Source organism: Nocardioides oleivorans, assembly GCF_004137255.1.
Taxonomy (GTDB): domain Bacteria; phylum Actinomycetota; class Actinomycetes; order Propionibacteriales; family Nocardioidaceae; genus Nocardioides; species Nocardioides oleivorans.
Genome location: NZ_SDWT01000001.1, coordinates 885,157 through 909,821, shown reverse-complemented (window position 1 = coordinate 909,821; position 24,665 = coordinate 885,157). Strand labels below are relative to the sequence as shown.

20 protein-coding genes and 1 riboswitch are annotated in these 24,665 nt (G+C 72.3%); of the genes, 13 read left to right on the top strand and 7 right to left on the bottom strand.

Annotated features, from left to right (window positions below; genetic code table 11):
- Positions 1-6: 6 nt before the first annotated feature.
- The 3 genes from icmF to EUA93_RS04375 all read right to left on the bottom strand — a co-directional run bounded on the left by icmF (position 7) and on the right by EUA93_RS04375 (position 4,537).
- Positions 7-3,237 (bottom strand): fused isobutyryl-CoA mutase/GTPase IcmF, encoded by a 3,231-nt coding sequence (gene icmF / locus EUA93_RS04385; protein WP_129399017.1) that lies wholly within the window; start codon positions 3,235-3,237, stop codon positions 7-9.
- 65 nt (positions 3,238-3,302) lie between these two features.
- Positions 3,303-3,794 carry a MarR family winged helix-turn-helix transcriptional regulator gene (locus tag EUA93_RS04380; RefSeq protein WP_129399016.1) on the bottom strand — a complete coding sequence of 164 codons (492 nt, stop codon included), beginning with the start codon at positions 3,792-3,794 and terminating at the stop codon, positions 3,303-3,305.
- A complete protein-coding gene (locus EUA93_RS04375) occupies positions 3,791-4,537 on the bottom strand; it encodes a helical backbone metal receptor (RefSeq protein ID WP_129399015.1) in 747 nt (248 codons plus the stop codon). Before EUA93_RS04375 ends, EUA93_RS04380 begins: the two co-directional genes overlap by 4 nt.
- 76 nt (positions 4,538-4,613) lie before the next feature.
- Between EUA93_RS04375 and EUA93_RS04370 the strand changes: the two genes are divergently transcribed.
- Positions 4,614-5,762, top strand: coding sequence for an aldehyde dehydrogenase family protein (locus EUA93_RS04370; RefSeq protein ID WP_129399014.1), 1,149 nt, complete (start codon positions 4,614-4,616; stop codon positions 5,760-5,762).
- Here the strand turns inward: EUA93_RS04370 and EUA93_RS04365 are convergent.
- Positions 5,716-6,189 carry a GNAT family N-acetyltransferase gene (locus tag EUA93_RS04365; RefSeq protein ID WP_129399013.1) on the bottom strand — a complete coding sequence of 158 codons (474 nt, stop codon included), beginning with the start codon at positions 6,187-6,189 and terminating at the stop codon, positions 5,716-5,718. The two genes, EUA93_RS04370 and EUA93_RS04365, sit on opposite strands and share 47 nt — an antisense overlap.
- Positions 6,190-6,209: 20 nt before the next feature.
- Positions 6,210-6,319: riboswitch (TPP riboswitch) on the top strand.
- On the opposite strand from EUA93_RS04365, the gene EUA93_RS04360 reads away from it, so the two are divergent.
- The 4 genes from EUA93_RS04360 to EUA93_RS04345 all read left to right on the top strand — a co-directional run bounded on the left by EUA93_RS04360 (position 6,309) and on the right by EUA93_RS04345 (position 11,122).
- Complete coding sequence (locus tag EUA93_RS04360; RefSeq protein ID WP_129399012.1) at positions 6,309-7,391, top strand: thiamine ABC transporter substrate-binding protein; 1,083 nt, start codon at positions 6,309-6,311, stop codon at positions 7,389-7,391. (Overlaps the previous riboswitch by 11 nt.)
- Entirely contained in the window at positions 7,388-9,022 is a 1,635-nt protein-coding gene (locus EUA93_RS04355) for an ABC transporter permease (RefSeq protein WP_129399011.1), read from the top strand. The genes EUA93_RS04360 and EUA93_RS04355 overlap by 4 nt, the downstream gene beginning before the upstream one ends.
- Positions 9,022-10,053, top strand: coding sequence for an ABC transporter ATP-binding protein (locus EUA93_RS04350; RefSeq protein WP_129399010.1), 1,032 nt, complete (start codon positions 9,022-9,024; stop codon positions 10,051-10,053). The genes EUA93_RS04355 and EUA93_RS04350 overlap by 1 nt, the downstream gene beginning before the upstream one ends.
- A 22-nt stretch (positions 10,054-10,075) precedes the next feature.
- On the top strand, positions 10,076-11,122 hold the full coding sequence (locus EUA93_RS04345; protein ID WP_242497234.1) for a phosphatase PAP2 family protein: 1,047 nt from the start codon (positions 10,076-10,078) through the stop codon (positions 11,120-11,122).
- A gap of 99 nt (positions 11,123-11,221) precedes the next feature.
- On the opposite strand, the gene EUA93_RS04340 is transcribed toward EUA93_RS04345, so the two are convergent.
- Positions 11,222-12,178 (bottom strand): hypothetical protein, encoded by a 957-nt coding sequence (locus EUA93_RS04340; RefSeq protein WP_129399009.1) that lies wholly within the window; start codon positions 12,176-12,178, stop codon positions 11,222-11,224.
- A 325-nt stretch (positions 12,179-12,503) separates the two neighbouring features.
- Here EUA93_RS04340 and EUA93_RS22160 point away from each other — a divergent pair, with 325 nt between their 5' ends.
- Positions 12,504-13,964 carry a C40 family peptidase gene (locus EUA93_RS22160; RefSeq protein WP_129399008.1) on the top strand — a complete coding sequence of 487 codons (1,461 nt, stop codon included), beginning with the start codon at positions 12,504-12,506 and terminating at the stop codon, positions 13,962-13,964.
- A gap of 104 nt (positions 13,965-14,068) precedes the next feature.
- On the opposite strand, the gene EUA93_RS04330 is transcribed toward EUA93_RS22160, so the two are convergent.
- A complete protein-coding gene (locus EUA93_RS04330) occupies positions 14,069-14,950 on the bottom strand; it encodes a sulfotransferase domain-containing protein (protein ID WP_129399007.1) in 882 nt (293 codons plus the stop codon).
- Between the two features lie 36 nt (positions 14,951-14,986).
- On the opposite strand from EUA93_RS04330, the gene EUA93_RS04325 reads away from it, so the two are divergent.
- From EUA93_RS04325 to lon, 6 genes are all read left to right on the top strand, one after another.
- Positions 14,987-17,035 (top strand): acyl-CoA dehydrogenase family protein, encoded by a 2,049-nt coding sequence (locus EUA93_RS04325; protein WP_338036340.1) that lies wholly within the window; start codon positions 14,987-14,989, stop codon positions 17,033-17,035.
- Between the two features lies 1 nt (position 17,036).
- Positions 17,037-17,708: a class I SAM-dependent methyltransferase gene (locus tag EUA93_RS04320; protein WP_129399006.1), complete on the top strand. Its 672-nt coding sequence runs from the start codon at positions 17,037-17,039 to the stop codon at positions 17,706-17,708.
- Positions 17,705-18,280, top strand: a complete 576-nt coding sequence (locus EUA93_RS04315; protein WP_129399005.1) for an alpha/beta hydrolase — start codon at positions 17,705-17,707, stop codon at positions 18,278-18,280. The genes EUA93_RS04320 and EUA93_RS04315 overlap by 4 nt, the downstream gene beginning before the upstream one ends.
- A gap of 45 nt (positions 18,281-18,325) precedes the next feature.
- Positions 18,326-18,907: a carboxymuconolactone decarboxylase family protein gene (locus EUA93_RS04310; protein ID WP_129399004.1), complete on the top strand. Its 582-nt coding sequence runs from the start codon at positions 18,326-18,328 to the stop codon at positions 18,905-18,907.
- Positions 18,904-19,782, top strand: coding sequence for an RNA polymerase sigma-70 factor (locus EUA93_RS04305; RefSeq protein ID WP_129399003.1), 879 nt, complete (start codon positions 18,904-18,906; stop codon positions 19,780-19,782). Before EUA93_RS04310 ends, EUA93_RS04305 begins: the two co-directional genes overlap by 4 nt.
- 78 nt (positions 19,783-19,860) lie before the next feature.
- A complete protein-coding gene (gene lon, locus EUA93_RS04300; RefSeq protein WP_129399002.1) occupies positions 19,861-22,230 on the top strand; it encodes an endopeptidase La in 2,370 nt (789 codons plus the stop codon).
- A 31-nt stretch (positions 22,231-22,261) separates the two neighbouring features.
- Here the strand turns inward: lon and EUA93_RS04295 are convergent, their stop codons facing one another.
- The gene (locus EUA93_RS04295; protein ID WP_129401077.1) at positions 22,262-22,798 is read right to left on the bottom strand and encodes an inorganic diphosphatase; all 537 of its coding nucleotides are present in this window, start codon (positions 22,796-22,798) and stop codon (positions 22,262-22,264) included.
- 114 nt (positions 22,799-22,912) lie between these two features.
- On the opposite strand from EUA93_RS04295, the gene dacB reads away from it, so the two are divergent.
- Complete coding sequence (gene dacB / locus EUA93_RS04290; RefSeq protein WP_165355048.1) at positions 22,913-24,391, top strand: D-alanyl-D-alanine carboxypeptidase/D-alanyl-D-alanine endopeptidase; 1,479 nt, start codon at positions 22,913-22,915, stop codon at positions 24,389-24,391.
- The last annotated feature ends 274 nt before the right edge of the window (positions 24,392-24,665 follow it).

The window sequence follows — 24,665 nt, the reverse complement described above, 5'->3', positions numbered from 1 at the left end:
ATGAGCCTAGACGTTGCGCCGGTACTGCCCGCCCACCTCGAAGAACGCCTCGGTGACCTGCTGGAGCGAGCAGACGCGGGCGGCGTCCATCAGCACCGCGAAGACGTTGTCGCCGCCCGCCGCGGCGGCCTTGAGCCGGGCGAGCGCCTCCTGCGCCTCGGTGGTGTGCTCGGCCTGGAAGGCGCGGACGCGCGCGAGCTGCGACTCCTTCTCGGACTCGGTGGCGCGGGCCAGCTCGATGGTCTGCGGGGCCTCGTCGCCGTGCTCCTTGAGGAACGTGTTCACGCCGATCAGCGGCAGCGAGCCGTCGTGCTTGCGGTGCTCGTAGAGCATCGACTCGTCCTGGATCCGCCCGCGCTGGTAGCCGGTCTCCATCGCCCCGAGCACGCCGCCGCGCTCGTTGATCCGGTCGAACTCCTCGAGCACGGCCGCCTCCACGAGGTCGGTCAGCTCGTCGATGATGAAGGACCCCTGGAGCGGGTTCTCGTTCATCGCCAGGCCCCACTCGCGGTTGATGATCAGCTGGATCGCCAGCGCCCGGCGCACGGACTCCTCCGTCGGGGTCGTCACCGCCTCGTCGTAGGCGTTGGTGTGGAGGCTGTTCGCGTTGTCGTAGATCGCGATCAGGGCCTGCAGCGTGGTGCGGATGTCGTTGAAGTCCATCTCCTGCGCGTGCAGGGAGCGGCCGCTCGTCTGGACGTGGTACTTCAGCTTCTGCGAGCGGTCGTTGGCGCCGTACTTCTCCCTCATCGTGATCGCCCAGATGCGACGGGCGACGCGGCCGATGACGGAGTACTCCGGATCCATCCCGTTGGAGAAGAAGAACGACAGGTTCGGCGCGAAGTCGTCGATGTCCATGCCGCGCGCGAGGTAGGCCTCGACGTAGGTGAAGCCGTTGGCGAGGGTGAAGGCGAGCTGGCTGATGGGGTTCGCCCCGGCCTCGGCGATGTGGTAGCCGGAGATCGACACGGAGTAGAAGTTGCGCACCTGGTGCTCGATGAACCACTCCTGGATGTCGGCCATGCAGCGCAGGCTGAACTCCGTGGAGAACAGGCAGGTGTTCTGCCCCTGGTCCTCCTTGAGGATGTCGGCCTGCACCGTGCCGCGGACGTTCGCGACGGCGTACGCCGCCAGCTGGGCGTGCTCGTCCTCGCTGGGCTCGCGGCCCTCCTTCGCACGGAACGCGTCGACCTGCTGGTCGATGGCGGTGTTGAGGAAGAACGCCAGCACGGTGGGCGCGGGGCCGTTGATCGTCATGCTGACGCTGGTCGACGGCGAGACCAGGTCGAAGCCGTCGTAGAGCACCTTCATGTCGTCGAGGGTCGCGACGCTGACGCCCGACGTGCCGACCTTGCCGTAGACGTCGGGGCGCGGGTCGGGGTCGCGGCCGTAGAGGGTCACCGAGTCGAAGGCGGTCGAGAGGCGCTTGGCGTCACCGTCCTTCGACAGCACCTTGAAGCGGCGGTTGGTGCGCGCCGGGTCGCCCTCGCCGGCGAACATCCGTGCCGGGTCCTCCCCGTCGCGCTTGAACGGGAAGACGCCCGCGGTGAAGGGGAAGTAGCCCGGCAGGTTCTCGCGACGCCAGAAGCGGACGAGCTCGCCGTGGTCGGTGAAGCGCGGCAGCGAGACGCGCGGCACCTTGTTGCCGCTCAGCGACTCGCGCGTGAGCGTGGTGACGATCTCCTTGTCGCGCACCACGACGACCTGCTCGTCGCCGGAGTACGACTCGACGACAGCCGGCCACCCGGCGATCTGGTCGGCGACCTCGTGGGGCACCGCCTTGCGCGCGGACTCGAGCAGGGCCGGCACGCCGCCCGCGTCGCCGTCGTCGAGCTGGTCGGCGACGTGCTGCACACGCTGGAGGTGGGTGGCCGCCTCCGCGAGCTCCTCGGTGCGCGCGTGGAACCCGCGCACGGTCTCGGTGATCTCGCTGAGGTAGCGCACCCGGTCGGGCGGCACGACCTGCCGGATGCCCGAGGAGTGGCGTACGTCGACGCGCGCCAGCGTGCCCTCGCCGAGCACCAGCCCGGCCTCGGCGAGCGCGTCGCGGAGGTGCTGGTAGAGCGCGGTGACGCCGTCGTCGTTGAAGGTCGCGGCGCTGGTGCCGAAGACCGGCATGTCGTGCGGCTGCTTGCCGAAGGCCTCGCGGTTGCGGACCAGCTGGCGGCCGACGTCGCGCAGCGCGTCCTTGGCGCCACGGCGCTCGAACTTGTTGATCGCGACGGTGTCGGCGAAGTCGAGCATGTCGATCTTCTCCAGCTGCGAGGCGGCGCCGAACTCCGGCGTCATCACGTAGAGCGAGTGGTCGACGAGCGGCACGATGCCCGCGTCGCCCTGGCCGATGCCGGGCGTCTCGACGACGACGAGGTCGTGGCCGGCCGCCTTCAGCACGTCGATCACGTCGGCGAGGTGGTCGGGCACCTCGTGCGAGCCACGGGTCGCGAGCGAGCGGAAGAAGACCCGGTCGCCGTCGAGCGAGTTGGCCCGAATCCGGTCGCCGAGCAGCGCGCCGCCGCCCTTGCGGCGGGTCGGGTCGACCGCGACCACCGCGATCCTCAGCTTGTCCTGCTGGTCGGTGCGGAAGCGGCGTACGACCTCGTCGGTCAGCGACGACTTGCCCGAGCCGCCGGTGCCGGTGATGCCGAGCACGGGCACGACACGGCGCCGGGCGGCCGCGCGCACCTCGGCCAGCATCGCCTCGTCGAGGCGGCCCTCCTCGGCACCCGTGATGGCACGGGCGACGGCGAACCGGTCGCCGGTGAGCACCTGCTCGACCGTCACCGGCTGGTCGGCCCAGAGGTCGATGTCGCAGTCGGCCACGACGGAGTTGATCATCCCGACGAGGCCCATCTTCTGGCCGTCCTCGGGGGAGAAGATGGTGACGCCCGACTCGCGCAGCCGGGCGATCTCGGCCGGCACGATGACGCCGCCGCCACCGCCGACGACCCGCACGTGGCCCGCACCGGCGGCGCGCAGCGACTCCACGAGGTACTCGAAGTACTCCACGTGCCCGCCCTGGTAGGACGACACGGCCACGCCCTGCGCGTCCTCCTCGAGCGCGGCGTCGACGACCTCCTGCACGGAGCGGTTGTGCCCGAGGTGGATGACCTCGCAGCCCTGGCTCATGAAGATCCGCCGCATGATGTTGATCGAGGCGTCGTGGCCGTCGAACAGGCTCGAGGCGGTCACGAGGCGGATCGGGTGCTGCTGCGTGTGGAGCGTGCGGGTGTCGGCCATGCTCGGATAGTAGGACATCCAACTAATTACTCGCGAGTCACCAGCTCCCATCCCGCCGCCGAACCTCAGACGGTGTCGCCGAGCCCGGTCCGGAGGGCGGTGAGCCGGTCGGTCAGGTCGCGTACGTCGCCCGCGGGCAGGCCGGGGGTCTCGAAGACCCCGCCGTTGAGGGCCGCCGTGGCCTCCTCGACCGCGTCGCGGCCGGCGGGGGTGAGCACGGCGCGGACCACCCGCTTGTCGGACTCGCTGCGGACGCGCTCGACGTACCCCTGCGCGACGAGCCGGTCGACCGCGCTGGTGACGCTGGTCGGGTGCACCTGCAGCAGCGATCCGAGCCGCGACATCGGCATCGCCGCCTCACGGGTGAAGGACAGCAGCCGCAGCACCTCGTAGCGGGCGAAGGTCAGGCCGCGCGGGCGCAGCACGGCGTCGATCCGCTCCATCAGCAGCTGCTGCGCACGCACCACGGAGGTCACCATCGCCATCCCGTCGGCGGCGTCCGGCCAGCCGTGCGAGACCCACTGGCGGTGGGCCTCCGAGATCGGGTCGCGCGTCATGGCTGCAGGGTAGTGAGCAAGCCGTGCGCCTCGACCATCGCCGGGCCGTACCAGGTCAGCAGCCGTCCCGACACCAGCCGCGTCGGTGTCGTGAAGGACTCGGGGCCGTCCTCGGCGGTGAAGGCGTACGGCTCGTCCGGCAGCAGTACGACGTCCGCGCCGGCGCCGTCGATCGACGCCAGGTCGACCGACGGATAGCGCCCGTCCGCGGAGCCGGCGAACACGTTGGTCAGCCCGGCCGTCCGCAGGAGGTCGTCGGTGTAGGTCGTCGGACCGACGACCATCCAGGGGTCGCGCCAGATCGGCACCGCCACCCGGAGGCGGGGCTCGACCGGCGTCGACCACAGCGACCGGGCCGAGGCCAGCCACGGCGGGTCGGCCAGGCCGAGCGCCGTCGACAGGAGCCTCGACATCGAGGTGAGCGACTCCGCGACGGTCTCGATCCGGGTCACCCAGACGGCCACGCCGGCGTCGCGGAGGCGGCGGACGTCGAGCTCGCGGTTCTCCTCCTGGTTGGCGACCACGAGGTCGGGTGCCAGGGCCCTGATCGCGGCGAGGTCGGGGTTCTTGGTGCCGCGCACGCGGGCGACGGACAGGTCGGCCGGGTGCGTGCACCAGTCCGTCGCGCCGACCAGCGCCGCGGGCGCGGTGGCCGCCAGCGCCTCGGTCAGCGACGGGACCAGGGACACCACCCGGGTCGCCGGTCCGCGGAGGGGGACTTCGGCACCGAGGTCGTCACGCATCCCCCGAGGGTAGAGGGGCGTCCGCCGGTGACCGCGCGGAAGACGGGACCGGGCCGCTCGTGATGAAGTTGACCTCATGAGCACGGACTCCCGGGCCCCCGAGGGGCTCCCGATCGACGGCGCGCTGCGTGCGACCGCCGAGGGGTGGAGCTTCCCCGCGCGGAGCCCGTCGACGGGTGAGCTCCTGTGGGACGTGCCCGACGCCGGTCTCGCCGACGTCCACGCCGCCGCGGAGGCGGCCTGGGTCGCGCACCGGGCGACCACGTGGAGCACCGACACCGGCCTGCGGATCGACACCCTCGGCCGCCTCAAGGACGCCCTGCTCGACGCCGCCGACGACCTGGCCGAGCTGGTCGCGGTCGAGACGGGTGTCCCGGTCTCGCTGCGCGCGGCCCACGTCGACGCGCCGATCGCCGAGCTGCCGACCCGCCCGACGCGCCGCAAGGAGGGCGTCACCGTCGTCGTGACGCCGGCGACCTCACCCCTGGCGGTCGCCCTCGAGGAGGTCAGCCGGGTGCTCGTCGCCGGCGGCACGATCGTGCTCAAGCCCGCACCGGAGGCGGCCGGCGCCGCGCTCGAGCTGGGCCGGATCGCCTCGCTGCACCTGCCGCGGGGAGTCTTCAACGTGGTCTCGACGCGCGACGTCGACGTCGCGATCGCCCTGACCCGAGACCGGCGGATCGACGAGGTCTCCTTCACCGGTTCCGCCCACGCCGGCGACCGGGTGAAGGTCGCGGCCGGCCAGGCCGGCAAGCACGTCCGCCTCGACGTGGGTGGTCCGCTGACGATCCGGGCCGCGGACGACGCGGACCTCGCTGCCGTGGTGTCGGCGGCCGCCGTCACCGTCGCCGCCAACGCCGGCCAGGCGTGCCGGCTGCCGGCCACCGTGCTCGTGCCGCCCCACCGCTACATGGAGGCGCTCGCCGCCGCCATCGACGCGATGGAGGAGGTCGTCGTCGGCGACCCGACCGACCCGGCGACCCTCTGCGGGCCGTTGCGGTCCGGGGTGGCCCGCGACCGCGTGCGCCGCTACGTCGAGCTGGCGCGCCGCGAGGGTGGCGACATCGCGCTCGGCGGGAGCACCCTCGACCGCAACGGCTGGTGGTTCGCGCCGACCGTCGTCGGCGGGCTCGACCCCCAGTCGCGGCTGGTGCGCGAGGAGGTCCTCGGCCCCCTGCTCATGGTCGTGCCGGACTCGCGGCGCGGCTCATCGGGACGTGCATGATGCCGTCCTCGTCGAACTCCGGCCCGGTCACCTCGAAGCCGTAGCCCGCATAGAACGCGGTCAGCCCGGTCTGCGCGTCCAGTCGCACCTCGCGGCCCTCGCACAGCCCCATCGCCTCGTCCATCATGAGCGCGGCGAGGCCCTTGCCGCGCCCGGACGGTGCGACCACGACGCGTCCGATCCGCGCCCACCCGCCGTCGTCGAGCACCCGCAGGGTGCCGAGCACGGTGCCGCCGTCGGGGCCGTCGTCGAGCAGCACGACGTGCGTCGTCGTCGCCTCGAGGTCGCGGCCGTCGAGGTCGGGGTAGGGACAGTCCTGCTCGACCACGAACACCTGCTGCCGCAGCCGCCAGACGTCGTACGCCGTCCGGGCGGGGAGGTCGTCGAAGCTCGCGGTCAGCACGTGGATGCCGGGGGAGGTGGACATGGGGCGAAGGATAAGGTGGCACCACGAGACAGGGGAGCACGCGCAGGCGTGCTGAGAGTGCGGAGAAGCCGCAGACCCTATGAACCTGATCCGGTTAGCACCGGCGATAGGGAGTCACCATGAAGCACGTACGTGTCCGCGCTGCCGTGGCAGCGGCCTCGATCCTCGCCCTGACCGGCTGCAGCCTCGCCGGCGGCGGCACGGCCACCGAGCCGACCACCTCCGCCTCGAGCGACGGACAGGCGGGCGACCAGCCCGGCGGCACCGTCGTGCTCGCCACGCACGAGTCGTTCCACCTGCCGAAGAAGCTGGTGAGGGCGTTCGAGGAGGAGACCGGCTACACCCTCGAGGTCCGCGCTGCTGGTGACGCCGGCACGCTCGCCACCAAGCTCAGCCTCACCGCCGACAACCCGATCGCCGACGCGGCCTTCGGCATCGACAACACCTTCGCGTCGCGCCCGATCGGGGAGGGCGCCTTCGCCGACTTCACGCCCGACACCACCCCGCCGGAGCAGTACGACCTCGCCGACGGCGGCGACCAGCTCGTCCCGATCGACTCCGCGAGCGTGTGCGTCAACGTCGACACCTCGTGGTTCGACGCGGAGGGCATCGAGCCGCCGCAGACGCTCGCCGACCTCACCGACCCGGCGTACGCCGACCTGCTCGTGACGCCCGGTGCCTCGACGAGCAGCCCGGGCATGGCGTTCTTCCTCGCGACCGTCGCGGAGTACGGCGACGACTGGCCGGACTACTGGTCCGACCTGCTCGCCAACGGCGCGAAGGTCGTCGACGGCTGGGAGGACGCCTACTACGGCGACTTCACCGCCGGGTCGAGGACCGGCACGCGCCCGATCGTCGTGTCCTACGACTCCTCGCCCGCCTTCACCGTGGAGGACGGCACGACCACGACGGCCGCGCTGCTCGACACCTGCTTCCGCCAGGTCGAGTACGCCGGTGTGCTGGCCGGCGCCGACAACCCCGCCGGTGCCGAGGCGCTCGTCGACTGGATGCTCAGCGACGAGGTGCAGAGCGCGCTGCCGGAGTCGATGTACGTCTTCCCGGTGATGCCCGGCGCGACCATCCCCGACGACTGGGCGAAGTTCGCACCGCAGCCCACCGACCCCTACGAGGTCTCGCCCGAGGAGATCTCGGCCAACCGCGAGCAGTGGCTGACCGAGTGGACCGACGTCATCTCCCGATGAGGCGCATCGCCGGGCTCCTCCTCCTGGCCGCCGGGCCGGTGGCGGTGCTCGGCGTCCTCTTCGTCCTGCCGGTCCTCGGCATGGTCAGCGAGGGCTTCGTCGTCGACGGCCGGTTCGCGCCGGGCACGGTGCTCGAGGTGCTGGCGCGACCGCGGGTCCACCGGGTCGCGTGGTTCACCGTCTGGACCTCGGCCACCGCGACGCTGCTCGCGGTCGTCATCGGGCTGCCGGCGGCGTACGCCCTGCACCGGCTCGCGCTGCCCGGCCGCACCGTCGTCCGGGCCGCGATGCTGGTGCCGTTCGTGCTGCCGACCGTCGTGGTCGGCGTCGCCTTCCGGCAGCTGCTGGGGGAGGGCGGTCCGCTCGGGTCGCTCGGCCTCGACGGCACCCCGGTCGCCATCATCTGCGGGCTCGTCTTCTTCAACGTCGCCGTCGTGGTGCGCACCGTCGGGGTCGCGTGGGAGTCGCTCGACCCGCGGCCCGGCCAGGCCGCCGCGGCGCTCGGCGCGTCGCCGTGGCAGGTCCTGCGGACCGTCACCCTGCCCGCGCTCCGGCCGGCGATCGTGGGCGCGGCGAGCATCGTCTTCCTCTTCTGCGCGACGGCGTTCGGCATCGTGCTGACCCTCGGCGGGGTGCGCTACTCGACCGTCGAGACCGAGATCTACCTGCTCACCACGACGATCTTCGACCTCCGGGCGGCGGCCGCGCTGTCGGTCCTGCAGATCGTCGTCGTGGTCGTGCTGCTCGCCGTCGCCGCCCGGCTGCGTGCGACGCCCGACCCGACGGCGCAGCGCACGGTGACGCCGGTGCGGGCCGTACGCCGCGCGGACGCGCCGGTGGTCGCGCTGACGCTGCTGGTGCTGGGCGCGATGCTCCTGCCGATCCTCACCCTGGTGCTCGGGTCGTTGAGCGTGGGCGACGGCTGGGGGCTGGCGAACTACCGCGCGCTGACGACCGCCGGCGACGACCAGGCGCTGCTGGTGCCGGTCACGACGGCCCTGGTGACGAGCCTGCGCACTGCGGTCGACGCGACCTGGATGGCGCTGCTGGTCGGGATGGTCGTCTCGGTGATCGTCACGCGCCGCTCGCACTCGGTCGCCGAGCGACGCGTGCGCTCGACCCTCGACGGCTTCTTCATGCTGCCGCTCGGGGTGAGCGCGGTGACCCTCGGCTTCGGCTTCCTGATCACCCTCGACCAGCCGCCGCTCGACCTGCGCGACTCCCCGCTGCTCGTCCCGATGGCCCAGGCGCTGGTCGCGCTGCCGCTGGTCGTGCGCACCCTGGCCCCGGTGCTGGGCGGGATCGACGACCGGCAGCGACAGGCCGCGGCGTCGCTGGGCGCGAACGCCTGGCGCACGATCCTCACCGTCGACCTGCCGGTCGTGTGGAAGCCGATGCTCGCGGCGAGCGGGTTCGCCTTCGCCGCCTCCCTGGGGGAGTTCGGCGCGACGTCGTTCCTCGCGCGCGACACCAGCCCGACGCTGCCCGTCGTGATCTTCCGGCTCATCGGCCACCCCGGTGAGATGAACTACGGCATGGCCCTCGCCGCCTCCGTCGTCCTCGCCGTCGCGACCGCCGTCGTGATGCTCGCGGTCGAGCGGCTGCGGGTGCCGGGAGTGGGCGCCTTCTGATGAGCCTCTCGATCTCCGACGTGACGGTCCGCTACGGCGACACCGCGGCCGTCGACCGCGTCTCGCTCGACCTCGCCTCCGGCCAGGTGCTCGCCGTGCTCGGCCCCTCGGGCTGCGGCAAGTCCACCCTGCTCCGCGCCGTGGCCGGACTCGAGCCGCTCTCGTCCGGCACGATCGCGTGGGAGGGCGCCGACCTCGGCGGCACCCCGACCCACAAGCGCGGGTTCGCGCTGATGTTCCAGGACGGCCAGCTCTTCGGCCACCTCACCGTCGCCCGCAACGTCGCCTATGCCCTGCGGTTGCGGCGGACGCCCTCCGCGCGCGTCGCCGCGCGGGTGCGCGAGCTGCTCGCGCTCGTCGGCCTGGAGGGGTACGACGACCGGCTCCCCGGCACGCTCTCCGGCGGCGAGCGGCAGCGGGTCGCCCTCGCCCGGGCCCTGGCCGTCGAGCCGAGGCTGATCCTGCTCGACGAGCCGCTGTCGGCCCTCGACGCGACCCTGCGCGAGCGGCTCGCCGGCGACCTCCGCTCGATCCTGCGGGCCGCCGGCACCACCGCGCTGCTGGTGACCCACGACCACGAGGAGGCCTTCGCCCTCGCCGACCGGCTGGCCGTGATGCGCGCCGGCCGGGTCGTGCAGGCCGGTGCCATCGACGAGGTCTGGCGCACGCCCGTCGACGAGGAGACCGCCCTCTTCCTCGGCTATGCCCGAGTCGTGCGCGAGGACGCGGCGGCGCAGGTGCTGGCCGCGGCGGGGACGGGGTCGTCGTACCCCTCACCCCCGGCCGTCGCGCTGCGCCGCTCGGCGCTCGTGGCGGACCCGGGCGGTGCGCTCCGGGGACGCGTCACCGAGGCGCGGGTGACGCCGGAGCAGGTGCGGCTGGTGGTGTCGGTGGACGGCGTCGGGACGCTCGACGCGGTCGCCTCGCTGGGCAGCCGGGTGTCGCCCGGGGACGAGGTCGCGCTCCGCGTCGACGAGACCCGACTGGCGGTCCTGCCGGACGCGGCTGCGCCGTTTCGGGGACAGGCTTGACGCGTCCCTAGACTCATCCCTTGTGTACAGACCCGCCTATGCCCTGCTCGTCGGCGTCGCCGGCATCATGGGCGCGCTGGCTGTCACGGCCGCGATCACGCTGAACCGGCCGCTCGTCGACCCCGAGGGATTCCTCGGCCCGTCGTGGCTGCGCCTGCCGCTGCTCGTGCTCGGCGCCTTCCTGCTCGACCTGCTGCCGCGGACGCTGTGGTTCTCCCGGATGAAGCCGGCGCTGATGCCCGACATCGTCAAGGAGCGGATCCGCACCCACTGGGACCGCGAGCGGATCATCCTCGTGGTGCTCGGCCTGGTGAGCTTCTACATCACCTACGTCTGCTACCGGAACCTCAAGTCGTTCCTGCCCTTCATCATGGGCGAGGACAAGTACGACCGTGAGCTGCACCTGATCGACCGGGCGCTGATGTTCGGCCACGAGCCGGCGACGATCCTGCACACGATCTTCGGCACCGGGATCCTGTCCCACTTCCTGTCGACGATCTACCTCTGGTTCCTGCCGCTGGTGCCGCTCGCGCTGGCCGCCTGGCTGGTGTGGTCGCGCAACATCACCTTCGGCTACTGGTTCGCCACCTCGCAGTGCCTGGCCTGGACCCTGGGCACCGCGTCCTACTACGCGCTGCCGACCCTCGGCCCCGGCTTCCAGTACAGCTACCTCTACGCCGACCTCCCCGACACCGGGTCGAGCGCGTTGATGGAGGCGTTGTTCTACGGACGAAAAGGGGTGATCCGCGACGGCGCGGAAGGTGCCGTGCAATCGGTGGCCGGGTTCGCGTCCCTGCACGTCGCGATCACCCTGCTCGTCGCCCTGATGGTGCAGTACACCCTGCGCAACAAGCTGATCCGGATCGTGTTCTGGCTCAACTTCTCCATCACCGTCGTGGCCACCCTCTACTTCGGCTGGCACTACATCGCCGACGACCTCGCCGGCGTCGTGATCGCCCTCTTCTCCTTCTGGCTCGGGGGACTCGCCTCCGGGCAGAAGTTCGACAGACACGGGTTGGCGAGCCACCCCACCTCCACGACCCGTCAGGTCCCCGTCGACGCCGAGTGAGCGGCGGGTGGGTTGCCTCGGCGGTCACCGGATATCCGGTGACCACCCCGCTTGTCGGCCCAGATCTCGGCCGACAACCGGGAGACTCGGGTGCAAAGGTCACGCGGCGCCCTTGTTGCGCGAGGCCATCACCTTCCGGATCCGGGTCGCGAGCAGCTCGGGGCGGGACAGGTCGGCCCACGTGATCCTGATGCAGGTCCAGCCGGTGAGCTGGCACACCAGCACCTCGCGCTCCTTCTCGCGCATGAGGAACTCATCGAGCGTCTCGCCCCCCTTGCGGTAGCGCTCGTACTTCACCTTGCCGTCGAACTCGACGAACACTCCGAGCTCCGGCCACGCGAAATCCACCCGCGCCACCCGCGTGCCCTGCTCGTCGAAGATCTCGACCTGCGGCTCGGGCCTGACCAGCCCTTGCCGGTACGCCAGATAGCTGAAGCGGTCCTCGCCGACGGACTCCGGCCGACGGTCGGCGAGGTGCACGACGAGGTTCGTGGTCAGGCTCCCCGGCCAGTCGCGATGCGTCTCCGCCTGCGCCTTGAACTCCTCGATCGTCATCGCGCCCGCGTGCAGGAGGCGGTTGACCGCCACGAGTGCGGCCTCCACGCTGCCCAGCGTCGTCGCCTCGAAGGCCGAGCGCGCCGCCGTGCTGACCACGACTCCGTTCAGCTCCTCCTGGTCCTCGGTCCCCAGGATCCCGCGGTGCGGGATCCAGTCCGGTTGCCGCCGCCCCGCCCGCTGGTGGGTGCCGGTGCGCGTCGTGTGCACCACGTCCAGCGAGAAGCCCCACAGCGGGATCCCGCGCTCGACGAGCGAGGAGACGTGCGTCAGCGCCGTCGCGCTGTGCGCCCTGGCCCGCACGGCGCGTGCGAGCAACCGATGCCGGTCCTCTGGTGTCAGCCGGTCCCACACGTCGTGATGCACGTAGGCGCCGTACCGGATGCGCTTGAGCACCCTGGCGGCCACCAACCGGTCGATCTGGTTGTCGGTCAGTCCGCTCGCGAGAAGGTCGCGGCGCAGCTGCACCAGACCCTCGAGGTCCACCTGTGGCTCCGTCATGCGGTGGTGGATGCCCGGCGATCGATCGACGTATGCCCGTCCTCTCGAGGCTGTGGAGAACCCTCGTGCAGGCGACCTTTGCACCCGAGTCTCCCGGTTCGGCACCCAGGTCTGGGCCGACAACCGGGGGCGGTCACCGGATATCCGGAGACTCCATCGCCCGTCGTAAGAAAACTACATTGTTGTAGTTTGCAAGCCGACACGCCGAGCGACGGTGAAAAAGTTGAGAAAACTGTTCCCCGTGTGACGAAAGTTCACTAACGTGCCTCGAGTTGCCCGTGCGGTGGGGAAGCCGCGCGGGCCCGAAGCCAACCAGGGAGCCCCCGTGCCCTTCGTGCCACCGCTGGACCCGACGCCGTCACGCGCCACCACGCCGAGGCGTACGACGTCGCGCTGGGCGACCGCCCTCGTGCTGGTCGCCGGGCTCGCGCTCGGTGGACACGGCATCGCGTTCGCGCAGGACGATGACAGCGTGCCGAGCGAGGCCGACGTCGAGCAGGCCCGGCAGGACGCGGCCGACAAGGAGCGCGACGTCGCCGACGTCCGTGCCGACCTGATCAGGGCCAACCTCGCGCTCAATGCTGCGGGCGACACCGCGGCCCAGGCCGCCGAGGCGTGGAACGGCGCACGCTGGCGCGCCGAGGAGGCCCGCCAGGAGGCGAAGGACGCCGAGAGCGCGGCCGAGACGGCACGTGCGGACGTCGCGGAGCAGCGCGAGCTGTACGCCGACACGGTCGTGCGGTCCTACGAGCGGGCCTCGCAGGTCCAGGGCCTGGCGGCGGTCGTCGAGTCCGACGGGATCAGCTCGCTCATCGACCGCTCGGTCACGATGGGCAACACCTCCGACGCGCTGGACAACCAGTACGACTCCTTCATCGCAGCCTCCGCCGTCGCCGACGTCGCCGCCACGACCGCGGCACGAGCCAGCGAGCGCGCCGCAGCGGCCGAGTCCGAGGCTGAGTCCGCCCACGACGCCGCGGCCGCAGCCCAGTCCGATGCCGGCGCCCTGGCCGAGTCGATCGCCGCGACCAAGTCCGACCTGATCGCCGAGCTCGCCGACCTCACGGGCATCTCGGTGCGCCTGGCCGAGAAGCGGCAGCAGGCTCTCGAGCAGGCGGCAGCCGACGCGGCCGCAGCCGCGGCCCAGGCGCAGGCCGAGCAGGAGGCGGAGGAACAGGCGGAGCAGGAGCAGCTGACCGCCACGCCGACGCCGACGCCCACGAGCAAGCCGACGCCGACCAGCAAGCCGACTCCGACGAGCACGCCGACCCCGACGCCGACCCCCACGCCGACCCCGACGCCGACCCCCACGCCGACCCCCACCCCGACTCCGACGCCGACTCCGACTCCGACGCCGACTCCGACGCCGACTCCGACGCCGACTCCGACTCCGACCCCGACTCCGCCGCCCACCCCCACGCCGGGCGACGCGACCGCCGCCATCGCCTTCGCGCAGGCGCAGATCGGGGAGCCGTACAGGTGGGGCGCCGCCGGTCCGAATGCCTGGGACTGCTCCGGGCTCACCTCGGTCGCGTGGGCCCAGGCGGGCAAGGCGCTGCCGCACTACTCGGTCGCGCAGTACACCCAGTCGACCGCGATCACTGCCGGCCAGCTCGCGCCGGGCGACCTCGTCTTCTGGGGCTCCTCGAGCAACCCGAGCTCGATCTACCACGTCGCGCTCTACATCGGCGACGGCCAGATCGTGCACGCTCCGCGCACCGGTCGGAACGTCAGCCAGGAGTCGATGTACTACTGGCGGGCGCCGAACTTCTTCGCCCGCCCCTGACATAACGGGACCTTTGCACCCGGGACTCCCGGTTCGGCACCCAGATCCAGGCCGACAAGCGGGGCAATCACCGGATATCCGGTGACCGCCGGGGAGAGCCCCCCTCAGCGCACCTTCCGCGCAAACCGCGCGGCGAGCTCGGCGGGGTCCAGGTCCCCGTCGAGGACGAGGCGGGTGGGCCAGGCGGAGGTGTCGATCCCGGACAGCTCCTCGAACAGCGCGAGGTCGCGGGCGTAGACCTCGGCGACGCGGGCGAGGTCGTCGGCGGTGGGCGCGGTGCCGGGGACCTGCTCGGCGCCGGCGTGCCAGTTCCTCAGCGGCGGCACCTGCTCGAAGCGGGGGAGGTCGAGGAAGTCGGTCGTCCGGTCGATCGTCGCGTCGAAGTCGCCGAGCATCGACCGCAGCTCGAGCAGCAGCCACTGCTGGCGCGGGAAGAGCTCGAAGCCGCGCTGCAGCTGCTCGCCGTAGAAGCCGCGCGCGATGCCGGTCATGTGACGCCACCGCATCGTGCGCACCTCGTCGGGCGGGGGGACCGCGTCCGGCAGCGAGGTGTGCGGCCACTCGGTGAGGAAGTCCGGCCAGTCCGGCCACGCCAGGTTGCGCGAGCGCAGCATCACCCAGTGCGAGAAGAGCCGCTCGAGCGGGTCGCGGAAGACGGCGACGAGCGGCATGTCGGGCCGGTAGCGCTGCATCCGCTCCATCGCGTGCGGCCAGTAGAGGTACGTCGGTGACGCGTCGCCGACCATCGTGTGGACCGCCGCCCGGCGCGGGGCGGTGTAGTCACGGGCGTAGTCCGGCGCCGCCCAGTCGACGGCCTCGTCGTCGAAGTAGTGCCGCTCCTTGTCGGGCGGCTGGCACACGAGGCGGTGCTGGTTCAGCGTGACCGCCAGCGTCGATGTACCACCCTTCTGCACGCCGACGACGGCGTAGTTGTAGGGCAGCACGCCCAGGGGATCGCCCTGAGGGGTGGCATCCGGCACGTTCATCGCGGTGAACCTACCCGCCGCACTACCGTGGCGGGTATGGCCACCGACCAGGTCCCTCCGATGACCGACGAGATGCCCACGCCCGAGCCCGAGGCGCCGCAGGTCGAGGTCGACACGGACGACCACGCGAAGGGCTACCAGCAGCCGGAGGTCGACGTCGCCGAGATGCGCCGGCTGCTCGACGGCCGCCACCACGAGGTCCGCGACCTCGTGCGCAGCAACCTCGCCGAGCACGCGCAGGTGCTCCTCGACCAGGAGCAGATGTCCACCGCGGACTTCCGTGAGCGGGTCAAGGATGTCGTGGTCATGATGGCCGAGACCGGCCAGACCGGGATGGGCTTCCCCGAGGAGTACGGCGGGGGCGGCGACATCGGCGCCTCGATCGCCGCGTTCGAGACGCTCGCCCTCGGCGACCTGTCGGTGCTCGTCAAGGTCGGTGTGCAGTTCGGCCTGTTCGGCGGGGCGGTGCTCCAGCTCGGCACGAAGGCGCACCATGACGCGTACCTCGCCGACCTCGTCAGCGGCCGCACGATGGGCTGCTTCGCGATGACCGAGAGCGGGCACGGCTCCAACGTGCAGGCCCTCGGCACCGTGGCGACGTACGACGTCGAGGCGCAGGAGTTCGTGATCACCACGCCCGACGACGCGAGCCGCAAGGACTACATCGGCAACGCCGCCGCGCACGCCGAGCTCGCGGTGGTCTTCGCGCAGCTCGACGTCGAGGGGGAGCGCCACGGCGTGCACGCCTTCGTCGTCCGGATCCGCGAGGGCGGCGAGGTCGTCGACGGCGTACGCATCGAGGACTGCGGCCCGAAGATGGGCCTCAACGGCGTCGACAACGGCCGGATCTGGTTCGACGGGCTGCGCGTGCCGCGCACGGCACTGCTCAACCAGTTCGCCGAGGTGACGCCGGAGGGCCGCTACCTCTCGCCGATCGACAACCCCAACAAGCGCTTCTTCACGATGCTCGGCACCCTCGTCCAGGGTCGCGTCTGCGTCGGTGGCGCGGGCATCAACGCCTCGAAGGTCGCGCTCGCGATCGCCACCCACTACGCCGTGCGCCGCCGTCAGTTCGAGGCGACCGACCCCGAGCAGGAGCAGGTGCTCCTCGACTACGGCATGCACCAGCGTCGGCTGCTGCCGCTGGTCGCGCGGACGTACGCCCTGCACTTCGCGCAGGAGGTCGTCGCCGCGCAGCTTCACGACGTGTTCTCCGGGCCCGGGCCGATCGAGGAGGGGAGCGACGAGCACGCACGCCGGATGCTCGAGTCCCGGGCCGCCGGCACCAAGGCGCTCGGCACCTGGCACGCGACCCGCACGATCCAGGAGTGCCGCGAGGCCTGCGGGGGCGCGGGCTACCTCAGCGAGAACCGCTTCGCCGCGCTCAAGGCCGACACGGACGTCTTCACCACCTTCGAGGGCGACAACCACGTGCTGCTCCAGCTCGTCGCGAAGGGGCTGCTGACCGACTACGCCGGCGAGTTCGAGGAGATGGACCAGCTCGGCATGGCGCGCTTCGTCGCCGGTCTCGCGGTCGACACCGTCGTCGAGCGGACCGCCGTGCACAAGCTCGTGCAGTCGGTGCGCGACCTGCTGCCGGGCGGTGACACGTGGGACCAGGAGGCTGGCCTCCTCGACCCGCGCTACCAGCTCGCGATGCTCCGCTTCCGCGAGGAGCACATGATCGGCGGGGTCGCCCGCCGGCTCAAGCGCGGCATCGATCAGAAGGAGGACCCGGGCGCGGTCTTCTCCCGCGTCCAGGACCACGTCATCGCGGCAGCCCGCGCACACACCGAGCGGCTGGTGCTCGAGGCCTTCGTCGCCAAGGCCGCCGAGCTCCCCGACGGCGACCTGAAGGTCGCGCTCAACCTGCTCTGCGACCTCCACGCGCTCAGCACCATCGAGGCCGACCGGGCCTGGTTCATGGAGCACGGCCGGCTCTCCAGCACCCGCTCGAAGGCGATCAGCCGCGAGGTCAACGCGCTGTGCCGCAAGGTGCGCCCGCTCGCCGTCGACCTCGTCGACGCGTTCGGCGTCCCCGAGGAGATGCTGCGCAGCCCCGAGCTCCTGGCCTGGGGCGAGTGACGTGCGGCTCCCCGGTCTGGGCGGGTGGAGCGAGGACCCGCTGTGGTCCTACGTCTACCCCTGGCTGGTGGAGCACGAGCACCTCGGCGGCGCTGCGTGGCGGGCCGGCACCGGCAGCGACCTGTCCCTCCTGCACGACGCAGCGGCCGAGATCGGCACGCTGCCGCGCGGCGCCCGCGTGCTCGACGTACCCACCGGCTCCGGCGTCGCGCTGCGTGGCCTCCGGCCCGGCCAGGGCATCGACCTGGTGGCGGCCGACATCTCCGCCACCATGCTCGACCGCGCGATGGCCACCGCCCGGCGCCGGGGCGTCGCCGACCAGGTCACGCCGCAGGTCGCCGACGTCGGCGACCTGCCCTTCCCCGACGACGACTTCGACCTGGTCGTCTCGCTCACCGGCCTGCACTGCTTCCCCGACCCGCACCGCGCCGTCGACGAGATCGTCCGCGTGCTCCGCCCCGGCGGCACGATCACCGGCAGCTCGCTCTTCACCGACACCGGCCCGCGCTACCGGCCACTGCGCTGGGGCGGCTCCGCGATCGGCATCCTCGGCCCGATGTGCACCTCCGCCGAGGCACGGCAGTGGCTGCGCGACGCCGGCTGCGACCACGTCGACCTGGCCCTGCACGGGGGCATCGGCTACTTCCGCGCGACGAAAGGAAGCCGGGCATGACCTTCGGCGGACTCCCCACGCGGTTCGAGCCCGACGGCGAGAGCCGGGGCGTCGCGCTCGTGGCTCCCGGGCGCGCCTACTCGCCCGCGGCGCCGCTGCTCGACTTCGCCCGCGTCTCGCTGCTCCAGCACGGGTTCACCGTCCAACAGCTCTGGTGGGACTCGACCACCCGCGGCGAGGAGGACCCGGAGGAGTGGGTACGCCGCCACGTCGCGGCCGCCCACGAGCAGGAGGACGCCGACCACGTGCTGGTCGTCGCCAAGTCGCTCGGCACCCGCGCAGCGTCGTACGCCGCCGAGCGCGGGCTCGACGCGATCTGGCTCACCCCGCTGCTCGTGGAGCCGGCGGTGGCCGAGGCCATCGCAGCCAACCCCGGCAGGCAGCTCCTCGTCGGTGGGCTGCGCGACGAGCTCTGGGACGTCGCCGTCGCCCGCGAGCTCGCCGACGCCGGCTGCGACGTGCTCGCGGTGGCGGACGCCGACCACGGCATGGGCACTCCCGACGCGGTCCGCACCGCCGAGATCCACGTCGAGGTCGCCCGGGCCGTCGAGGGCTGGTTGTCACAGACCTGAGCCGGCCGGTGTCTCCATGTCATCGCACCCACCAGAGGAGATGACATGCCCAGCCAGTTCCGCATCCCGAAGGCCACCCTCGACGGCGCCTACGGCGCGATCATGACCCGCGTCGCGAGGCGCATGTGGGGCCAGGTGCCCGACAACGCCTACGTCCTGTGGCACCACCTGCCCGTCGCGAAGGCGGTCTTCGGCTTCGAGCAGAAGGTCGCGAGGTGGAAGGCGCTCGACCCGCACCTCAAGGCGTACGCCGAGATGGCCGCCGCCGGCGCCATCGGCTGCTCGTGGTGCCTCGACTTCGGCTACTTCATGGCCCACACGAAGGGCCTCGACGAGTCGAAGGTCCGTGAGGTGCCGCGCTGGCGGGAGTCGGACGCCTTCACCGACCTCGAGCGCGACGTGATGGCGTACGCCGAGGCGATGACCGTCACGCCCCCGACGGTCACCGACGAGACGGTCGCCGACCTCGACCGGCAGCTCGGCCACGCCGCGATGGTCGAGCTGACGATGATGGTCGCGATCGAGAACGAGCGCTCGCGCTTCAACTCGGCCCTCGGGCTCGCCTCGCAGGGCTTCAGCGACGTGTGCGAGCTGCCGCTCGCGCAGGCTGGGACCATCAGTCGGTGAGCACGGACCACTTCATCGCCCACCGCAACCTCCTCTTCACCGTGTCCTACGAGATGCTCGGCTCCGCCGCCGACGCCGAGGACGTGCTGCAGGAGGTCTGGCTGCGGTGGGCGGACCGTCTCCGGCAGGAGGACGCGTCCGAGGTGCGCGACCCCCGGGCGTACCTCGTCCGGATGGCCACCCGCCTCTCGCTCAACCGGCTCCGCACGCTGTCGCGCCGGCGCGAGGACTACGTCGGCCCGTGGCTGCCCGAGCCGCTGCTGACCTCGCCCGACGTGGCGCTCGACGTCGAGCTGGCCGACAGCGTCTCGACCGCGATGCTGCTCGTGCTCGAGACGCTGCCGCCGACGGAGCGCGCGGTCTTCGTGCTGCGCGAGGTCTTCGACGTGCCGTACGACGAGATCGCGGAGGCCGTCGAGAAGTCCGAGCCCGCCGTCCGCCAGATCGCCAGCCGCGCCCGCGCGCACGTGGCCGAGCGCCGCCCGCGCGCGGCGGTGAGCCGGGCCGAGTGCGACGCGGTGATCGAGCGGTTCCGCGCGGCCACCGAGTCCGGCGACCTCCAGGGGCTGATGGACGTCCTCGCGCCCGACATCGTGCTGATGACCGACGGCGGCGGGAAGGTCCAGGCCGCGCTCAACCCGATCCGCGGCCGCGACAAGGTGCTCCGCTTCCTCACCGCCGTCACCCCCGACGCCATCGAGCTGCAGCCGGTCTGGCTCAACGGCTCGCCGGCCATCCAGTTCGTGATCGGCGGCCGGCGCGACGGCGTCGGCACGATGCTGGTCGAGGACGGCGTCGTCACCCGGCTCTACCTCGTCCGCAACCCCGACAAGCTCGGCTCGGTGTCGGAGCCCGTCGACCTCGTCCGGCTGTGACGCCGGGCGGGGCGAGCGTTCGCGGTGGGCGAAACCGCAACCGGAATCATCCTCCGTTTCCCGCACGTTGAAGCGAGCATGACCCAGAACCTGTCGCTTCCCGTGGTGTTCCTCCACGACACGGTCGTGCTGCCCGGCATGGTCGTGCCCATCGAGCTCGACGACTCCGCCCGCGCGGCGATCGACGCCGCGCGCCTCGCCCACGACACGAGCCGGACCGGCGAGGCGGGCGACGAGCCCTCGCGCGTCCTGGTGGCGCCCCGCCTCGAGGACAGGTACGCCACCCACGGCGTGGTGGCCGTCGTCGACCGGGTCGGCCGCTTCGCGGGCGGCAAGCCCGCCGCCGTCCTGCGCGCGGAGCGCCGCGTCGCGATCGGCGCGGGTGTCCCCGGTCCCGGGGCGGCCCTGTGGGTCGAGGCCGAGGCCGTCCCCGAGACACTCGTGACCGACGAGCTGCGCGCCCTCGCCGAGGACTACCGCGCGCTCGTGGTCTCGATCCTGGAGCGCCGCGAGGCGTGGCAGATCATCGAGAACGTCCGTCGGATCACCGACCCGGACGTGCTCGCCGACACCTCCGGATACGCGCCGTACCTCTCCGACGACCAGAAGCGCCAGGTCCTCGAGACGCCCGACGTGGGCGAGCGCCTGAGGCTGCTGCTCGAGTGGACCCGGTCCTACGACACCGAGGACGAGGTCACCGACAAGATCAGCAACGACGTGCGCGAGGGCCTGGAGAAGACGCAGCGCGAGTTCGTGCTGCGTCAGCAGCTCGCCGCGATCCGCAAGGAGCTCGGCGAGGGCGAGCCCGACGGCTCCGACGACTACCGCGCCCGCGTCGAGTCGGCCGACCTGCCCGAGGCGGTCCGCGAGGCGGCGCTGCGCGAGGTCGACAAGCTCGAGCGCTCCAGCGACCAGGCCCCCGAGGCCGGCTGGATCCGCACCTGGCTCGACACCGTCCTCGAGCTGCCGTGGAACGAGCGCACCGAGGACTCCCACGACGTCGCCGCCGCGCGCGCCGTGCTCGACGCCGACCACCACGGCCTCGACGAGGTCAAGGACAGGATCACCGAGTACCTCGCGGTGCGTGCCCGTCGGGCCGAGCGCGGCCTGGAGGTCATCGGCGGACGCGGGTCCGGCGCCGTCGTGCTGCTGGCCGGGCCTCCCGGTGTCGGCAAGACGTCGCTCGGCGAGTCCGTCGCGCGCGCGCTCGGACGCAACTTCGTCCGCGTCGCCCTCGGCGGCGTGCGCGACGAGGCGGAGGTCCGCGGCCACCGCCGGACGTACGTCGGAGCCCTCCCGGGTCGCATCGTGCGGGCCATCAAGGAGGCGGGGTCGATGAACCCGGTCGTCCTGCTCGACGAGGTCGACAAGGTCGGCGCCGACTACCGCGGTGACCCGGCCGCGGCGCTGCTCGAGGTGCTCGACCCGGCGCAGAACCACACCTTCCGCGACCACTACCTCGAGCTCGACCTCGACCTGTCCGACGTGCTCTTCATCGCCACCGCCAACGTGGTCGAGCAGATCCCGTCGGCACTCCTGGACCGCATGGAGCTGGTGACGATCGACGGCTACACCGAGGACGACAAGGTCGCCATCGCCCGCGACTTCCTCGTGCCACGCCAGCTCGAGCGGGCCGCCCTGACGCCCGAGGAGGTGACGATCTCGGACGACGCGCTCGGCGAGATCGCCGCCAACTACACCCGCGAGGCCGGCGTACGACAGCTCGAGCGGCTGCTGGCGAAGGCGTTCCGCAAGGCCGCGACGCGGCTCGCAACCGGCGACGTGGAGCGGATGGACATCGACCGGGACGGCCTCGTCGACCTGGTCGGCCGCCCGCGCTTCACACCCGACACGCACGAGCGCACCGACGTGCCCGGCGTCGCGACCGGCCTGGCCGTCACGGGCCTCGGCGGGGACGTGCTGTACGTCGAGACGTCGGTGTCCGACGGACCTGCGGGCCTCACCGTCACCGGCCAGCTCGGTGACGTGATGAAGGAGTCGGCCTCGATCGCGCTGTCCTGGGTGCGTGCGCACGCGGGCGAGCTCGGGATCGACCCGGCCGTCTTCGAGAAGGCGATCCACGTGCACTTCCCGGCCGGCGCGATCCCCAAGGACGGGCCGTCCGCGGGCGTCACGATGGTGACCGCGCTCGTGTCGCTGCTGACCGGTCGCCCGGTGCGCTCCGACGTCGGGATGACCGGCGAGGTGACCCTGTCCGGCCGCGTGCTCCCGATCGGCGGCGTGAAGCAGAAGCTGCTGGCCGCGCAGAGGGCGGGGCTCGCCGTGGTGTTCGTCCCGGAGCGCAACCGCCCCGACCTCGACGACGTACCGGCCGAGCTGCTCGCCGAGCTCGACGTGCGCCCGGTCGGGCGGGTCACCGACATCCTGGCCGAGGCCCTGGAGGTGGCAGCGCCCGTCGCGGCCGCGAGCGAGGCGAGCGCCGCCTGAGGTCGTTACAGCAGCTCTGGCGAGCCGAGGATCAGGCGTCCTCGCCCAGGCTGTCGTCGGCGAGGTTGTCGACGTCGTTGCCGTGGCCGATGGCCTTGAAGCGCTCGAACGAGGCGTGGACCTCGGCCTCGGCCTCGGTGCGGCCGACCCAGTCGGCACCCTCGACGGACTTGCCGGGCTCGAGGTCCTTGTAGACCTCGAAGAAGTGCTGGATCTCCAGGCGGTCGTACTTGGAGACGTGGTTGATGTCGCGGAGGTGCTCCAGGCGCGGGTCGTGGCTGGGCACGCAGAGGACCTTGTCGTCGCCGCCGGCCTCATCGGTCATCCGGAACATGCCGATCGCGCGGCACTCGATGAGGCAGCCCGGGAAGGTCGGCGACTGGAGGATCACGAGCGCGTCGAGCGGGTCGCCGTCCTGACCCAGCGTGTTCTCGATGTAGCCGTAGTCGGCCGGGTAGGCGGTCGAGGTGAAGAGCATGCGGTCCAGACGGATGCGGCCCGACTCGTGGTCGACCTCGTACTTGTTGCGCTCGCCCTTGGGGATCTCCACCAGCACGTCGAAGCTCAGCACGTCTTCCTCCACAGTCTCGGCACGCCGTCGGGCCGTCTCAGATCACACTCTGCCCCCGGACGGGAGCCCGGGGGGAAGTCTTCGGGGGCAGTGTCGCGCACAATGACCCCGATGCGCGAAGCAAGAGGGTCGAAACGTGGGCGACGTGAGGTACGCCACCTCGTCGGGGTGTGGCTGCCCGTGCTCCTCGTCGTCGCGCTGCTGGGCGCCGGGGTCGGCGCCTACCGCTACGACTGGGGCCAGCGCTACCTCCCGTGGCTCTCCGCCGACCCGGCGACCGAGCCGGAGCAGGTGCTGCCGCCCGCCGGCCTCGAGCTGCCCGAGTGGACCACGCCCGCAGCCGACGCGCAGCCCGTCGACGAGGCCTCCGCGATCGCGCCCGACCGGGTCGAGGCCGCCGTCGCGAGGCGGCTCGCCGACCCCGACCTCGGCCCCCACGTCGTCGGCGCAGTCAGTTCCCTGGCCCCGGGCGGGGAGGTCTGGACGAGCGGCGACGGCCGCTACCTGCCGGCCTCCACGACCAAGCTGCTCACCCTCGGCGCGGCGCTCGACGTCCTCGGGCCCGACCGCACCTTCACCACCACCGTCGTGCGCGGCGACGGGCCGCGCGAGGTCGTGCTCGTCGGCGGGGGAGACCCCTTGCTCGCCAGCCAGCCGCTGACGGTCGCCGAGGCCGGGTCGACGTACCCCGCCCGGGCCGACGCCACCACCCTCGCCGTGCAGGCCGCCGACGCGCTGCAGGGTCTCGGCAAGGTGCGCGTCCGCTTCGACGACAGCCTCTTCTCCGGACCGACCGACAACCCCGCGTGGCGCCGCGACTACGTCCCCGACGACGTCGTCAGCCCGATCACCTCGCTGATGGTCGACAGCGGCATCGCTGCCGATGGGCTGTCCCGCTCCGACGACCCGTCCCTGGCCGCCGCCCGGGTCTTCGCCGACGCCCTCCGTGCTGCGGGCGTGGAGGTGGCCGGCGAGCCGCAGCGGGTCGTCGTGCAGCCCGACGCCGAGGTGCTCGCCTCGGTCGAGAGCGCGCCGCTGTCCGAGGTCGCCGAGCGCATCCTCGACGTCAGCGACAACGAGGGAGCCGAGGTCGTCGGCCACCAGGTGGGCCTCGCGGTGTCCGGCACCGGGTCGTTCGAAGCCGGTGCCGCCGCGGTGCTCGGCACGCTCTCCGGGCTGGGCGTCGACGTCACCGGCGACGAGGTGTACGACGGCTCCGGCCTGTCGCGGCGCAACCGGGTCTCGACCACCACGGTGCTGCAGCTGCTCCAGCACGCCGCCGGCCCCGACGGCGACGCGATGCGCAACCTCCTCACCGGCCTCCCGGTCGCCGGATTCACCGGGTCGCTGACCTACCGCTTCGCCGACGGGCCCGCGCTGGCCCGCGGGCTGGTGCGCGCCAAGACCGGCACCCTCACCGGTGTCCACGCGCTCGCCGGGATCGCGGTCGACCGCGACGGCGAGCCGATGGTGTTCGTGCTCGCCGCCGACCGGGTCGCGGAGGACAAGTCCCTCGACGCGCGCGACGCGCTCGACCGCGCCGCCGGCGCGCTCGCCGCGTGCCGGTGTTCGACCCCGGCCGCTGGTTGAGCAGGGCGCCCTGGCGCCCGTGTCGAGACCAGGGCCGTGGATCTGGTCGACCGTGACCATGGATCACGGTGCTTTTTGGCGCCTCCGCTTCGCTTCGGCGCGTGTCCGCGGCGCTGGAAGCCCGCTCGTGCGTCCTCGTTGCCGCGCCCTTTCCCCCGCTGCGCTCCTCCAGGACGCAGCCCTCGTCCTTACTTCACGGGCGCGCCGCGGACGGCAACCCCCGCGGACGGCCGCCCTGCTTACGGCCGCCCCGCTCACGGCCACCCCGCTAGGG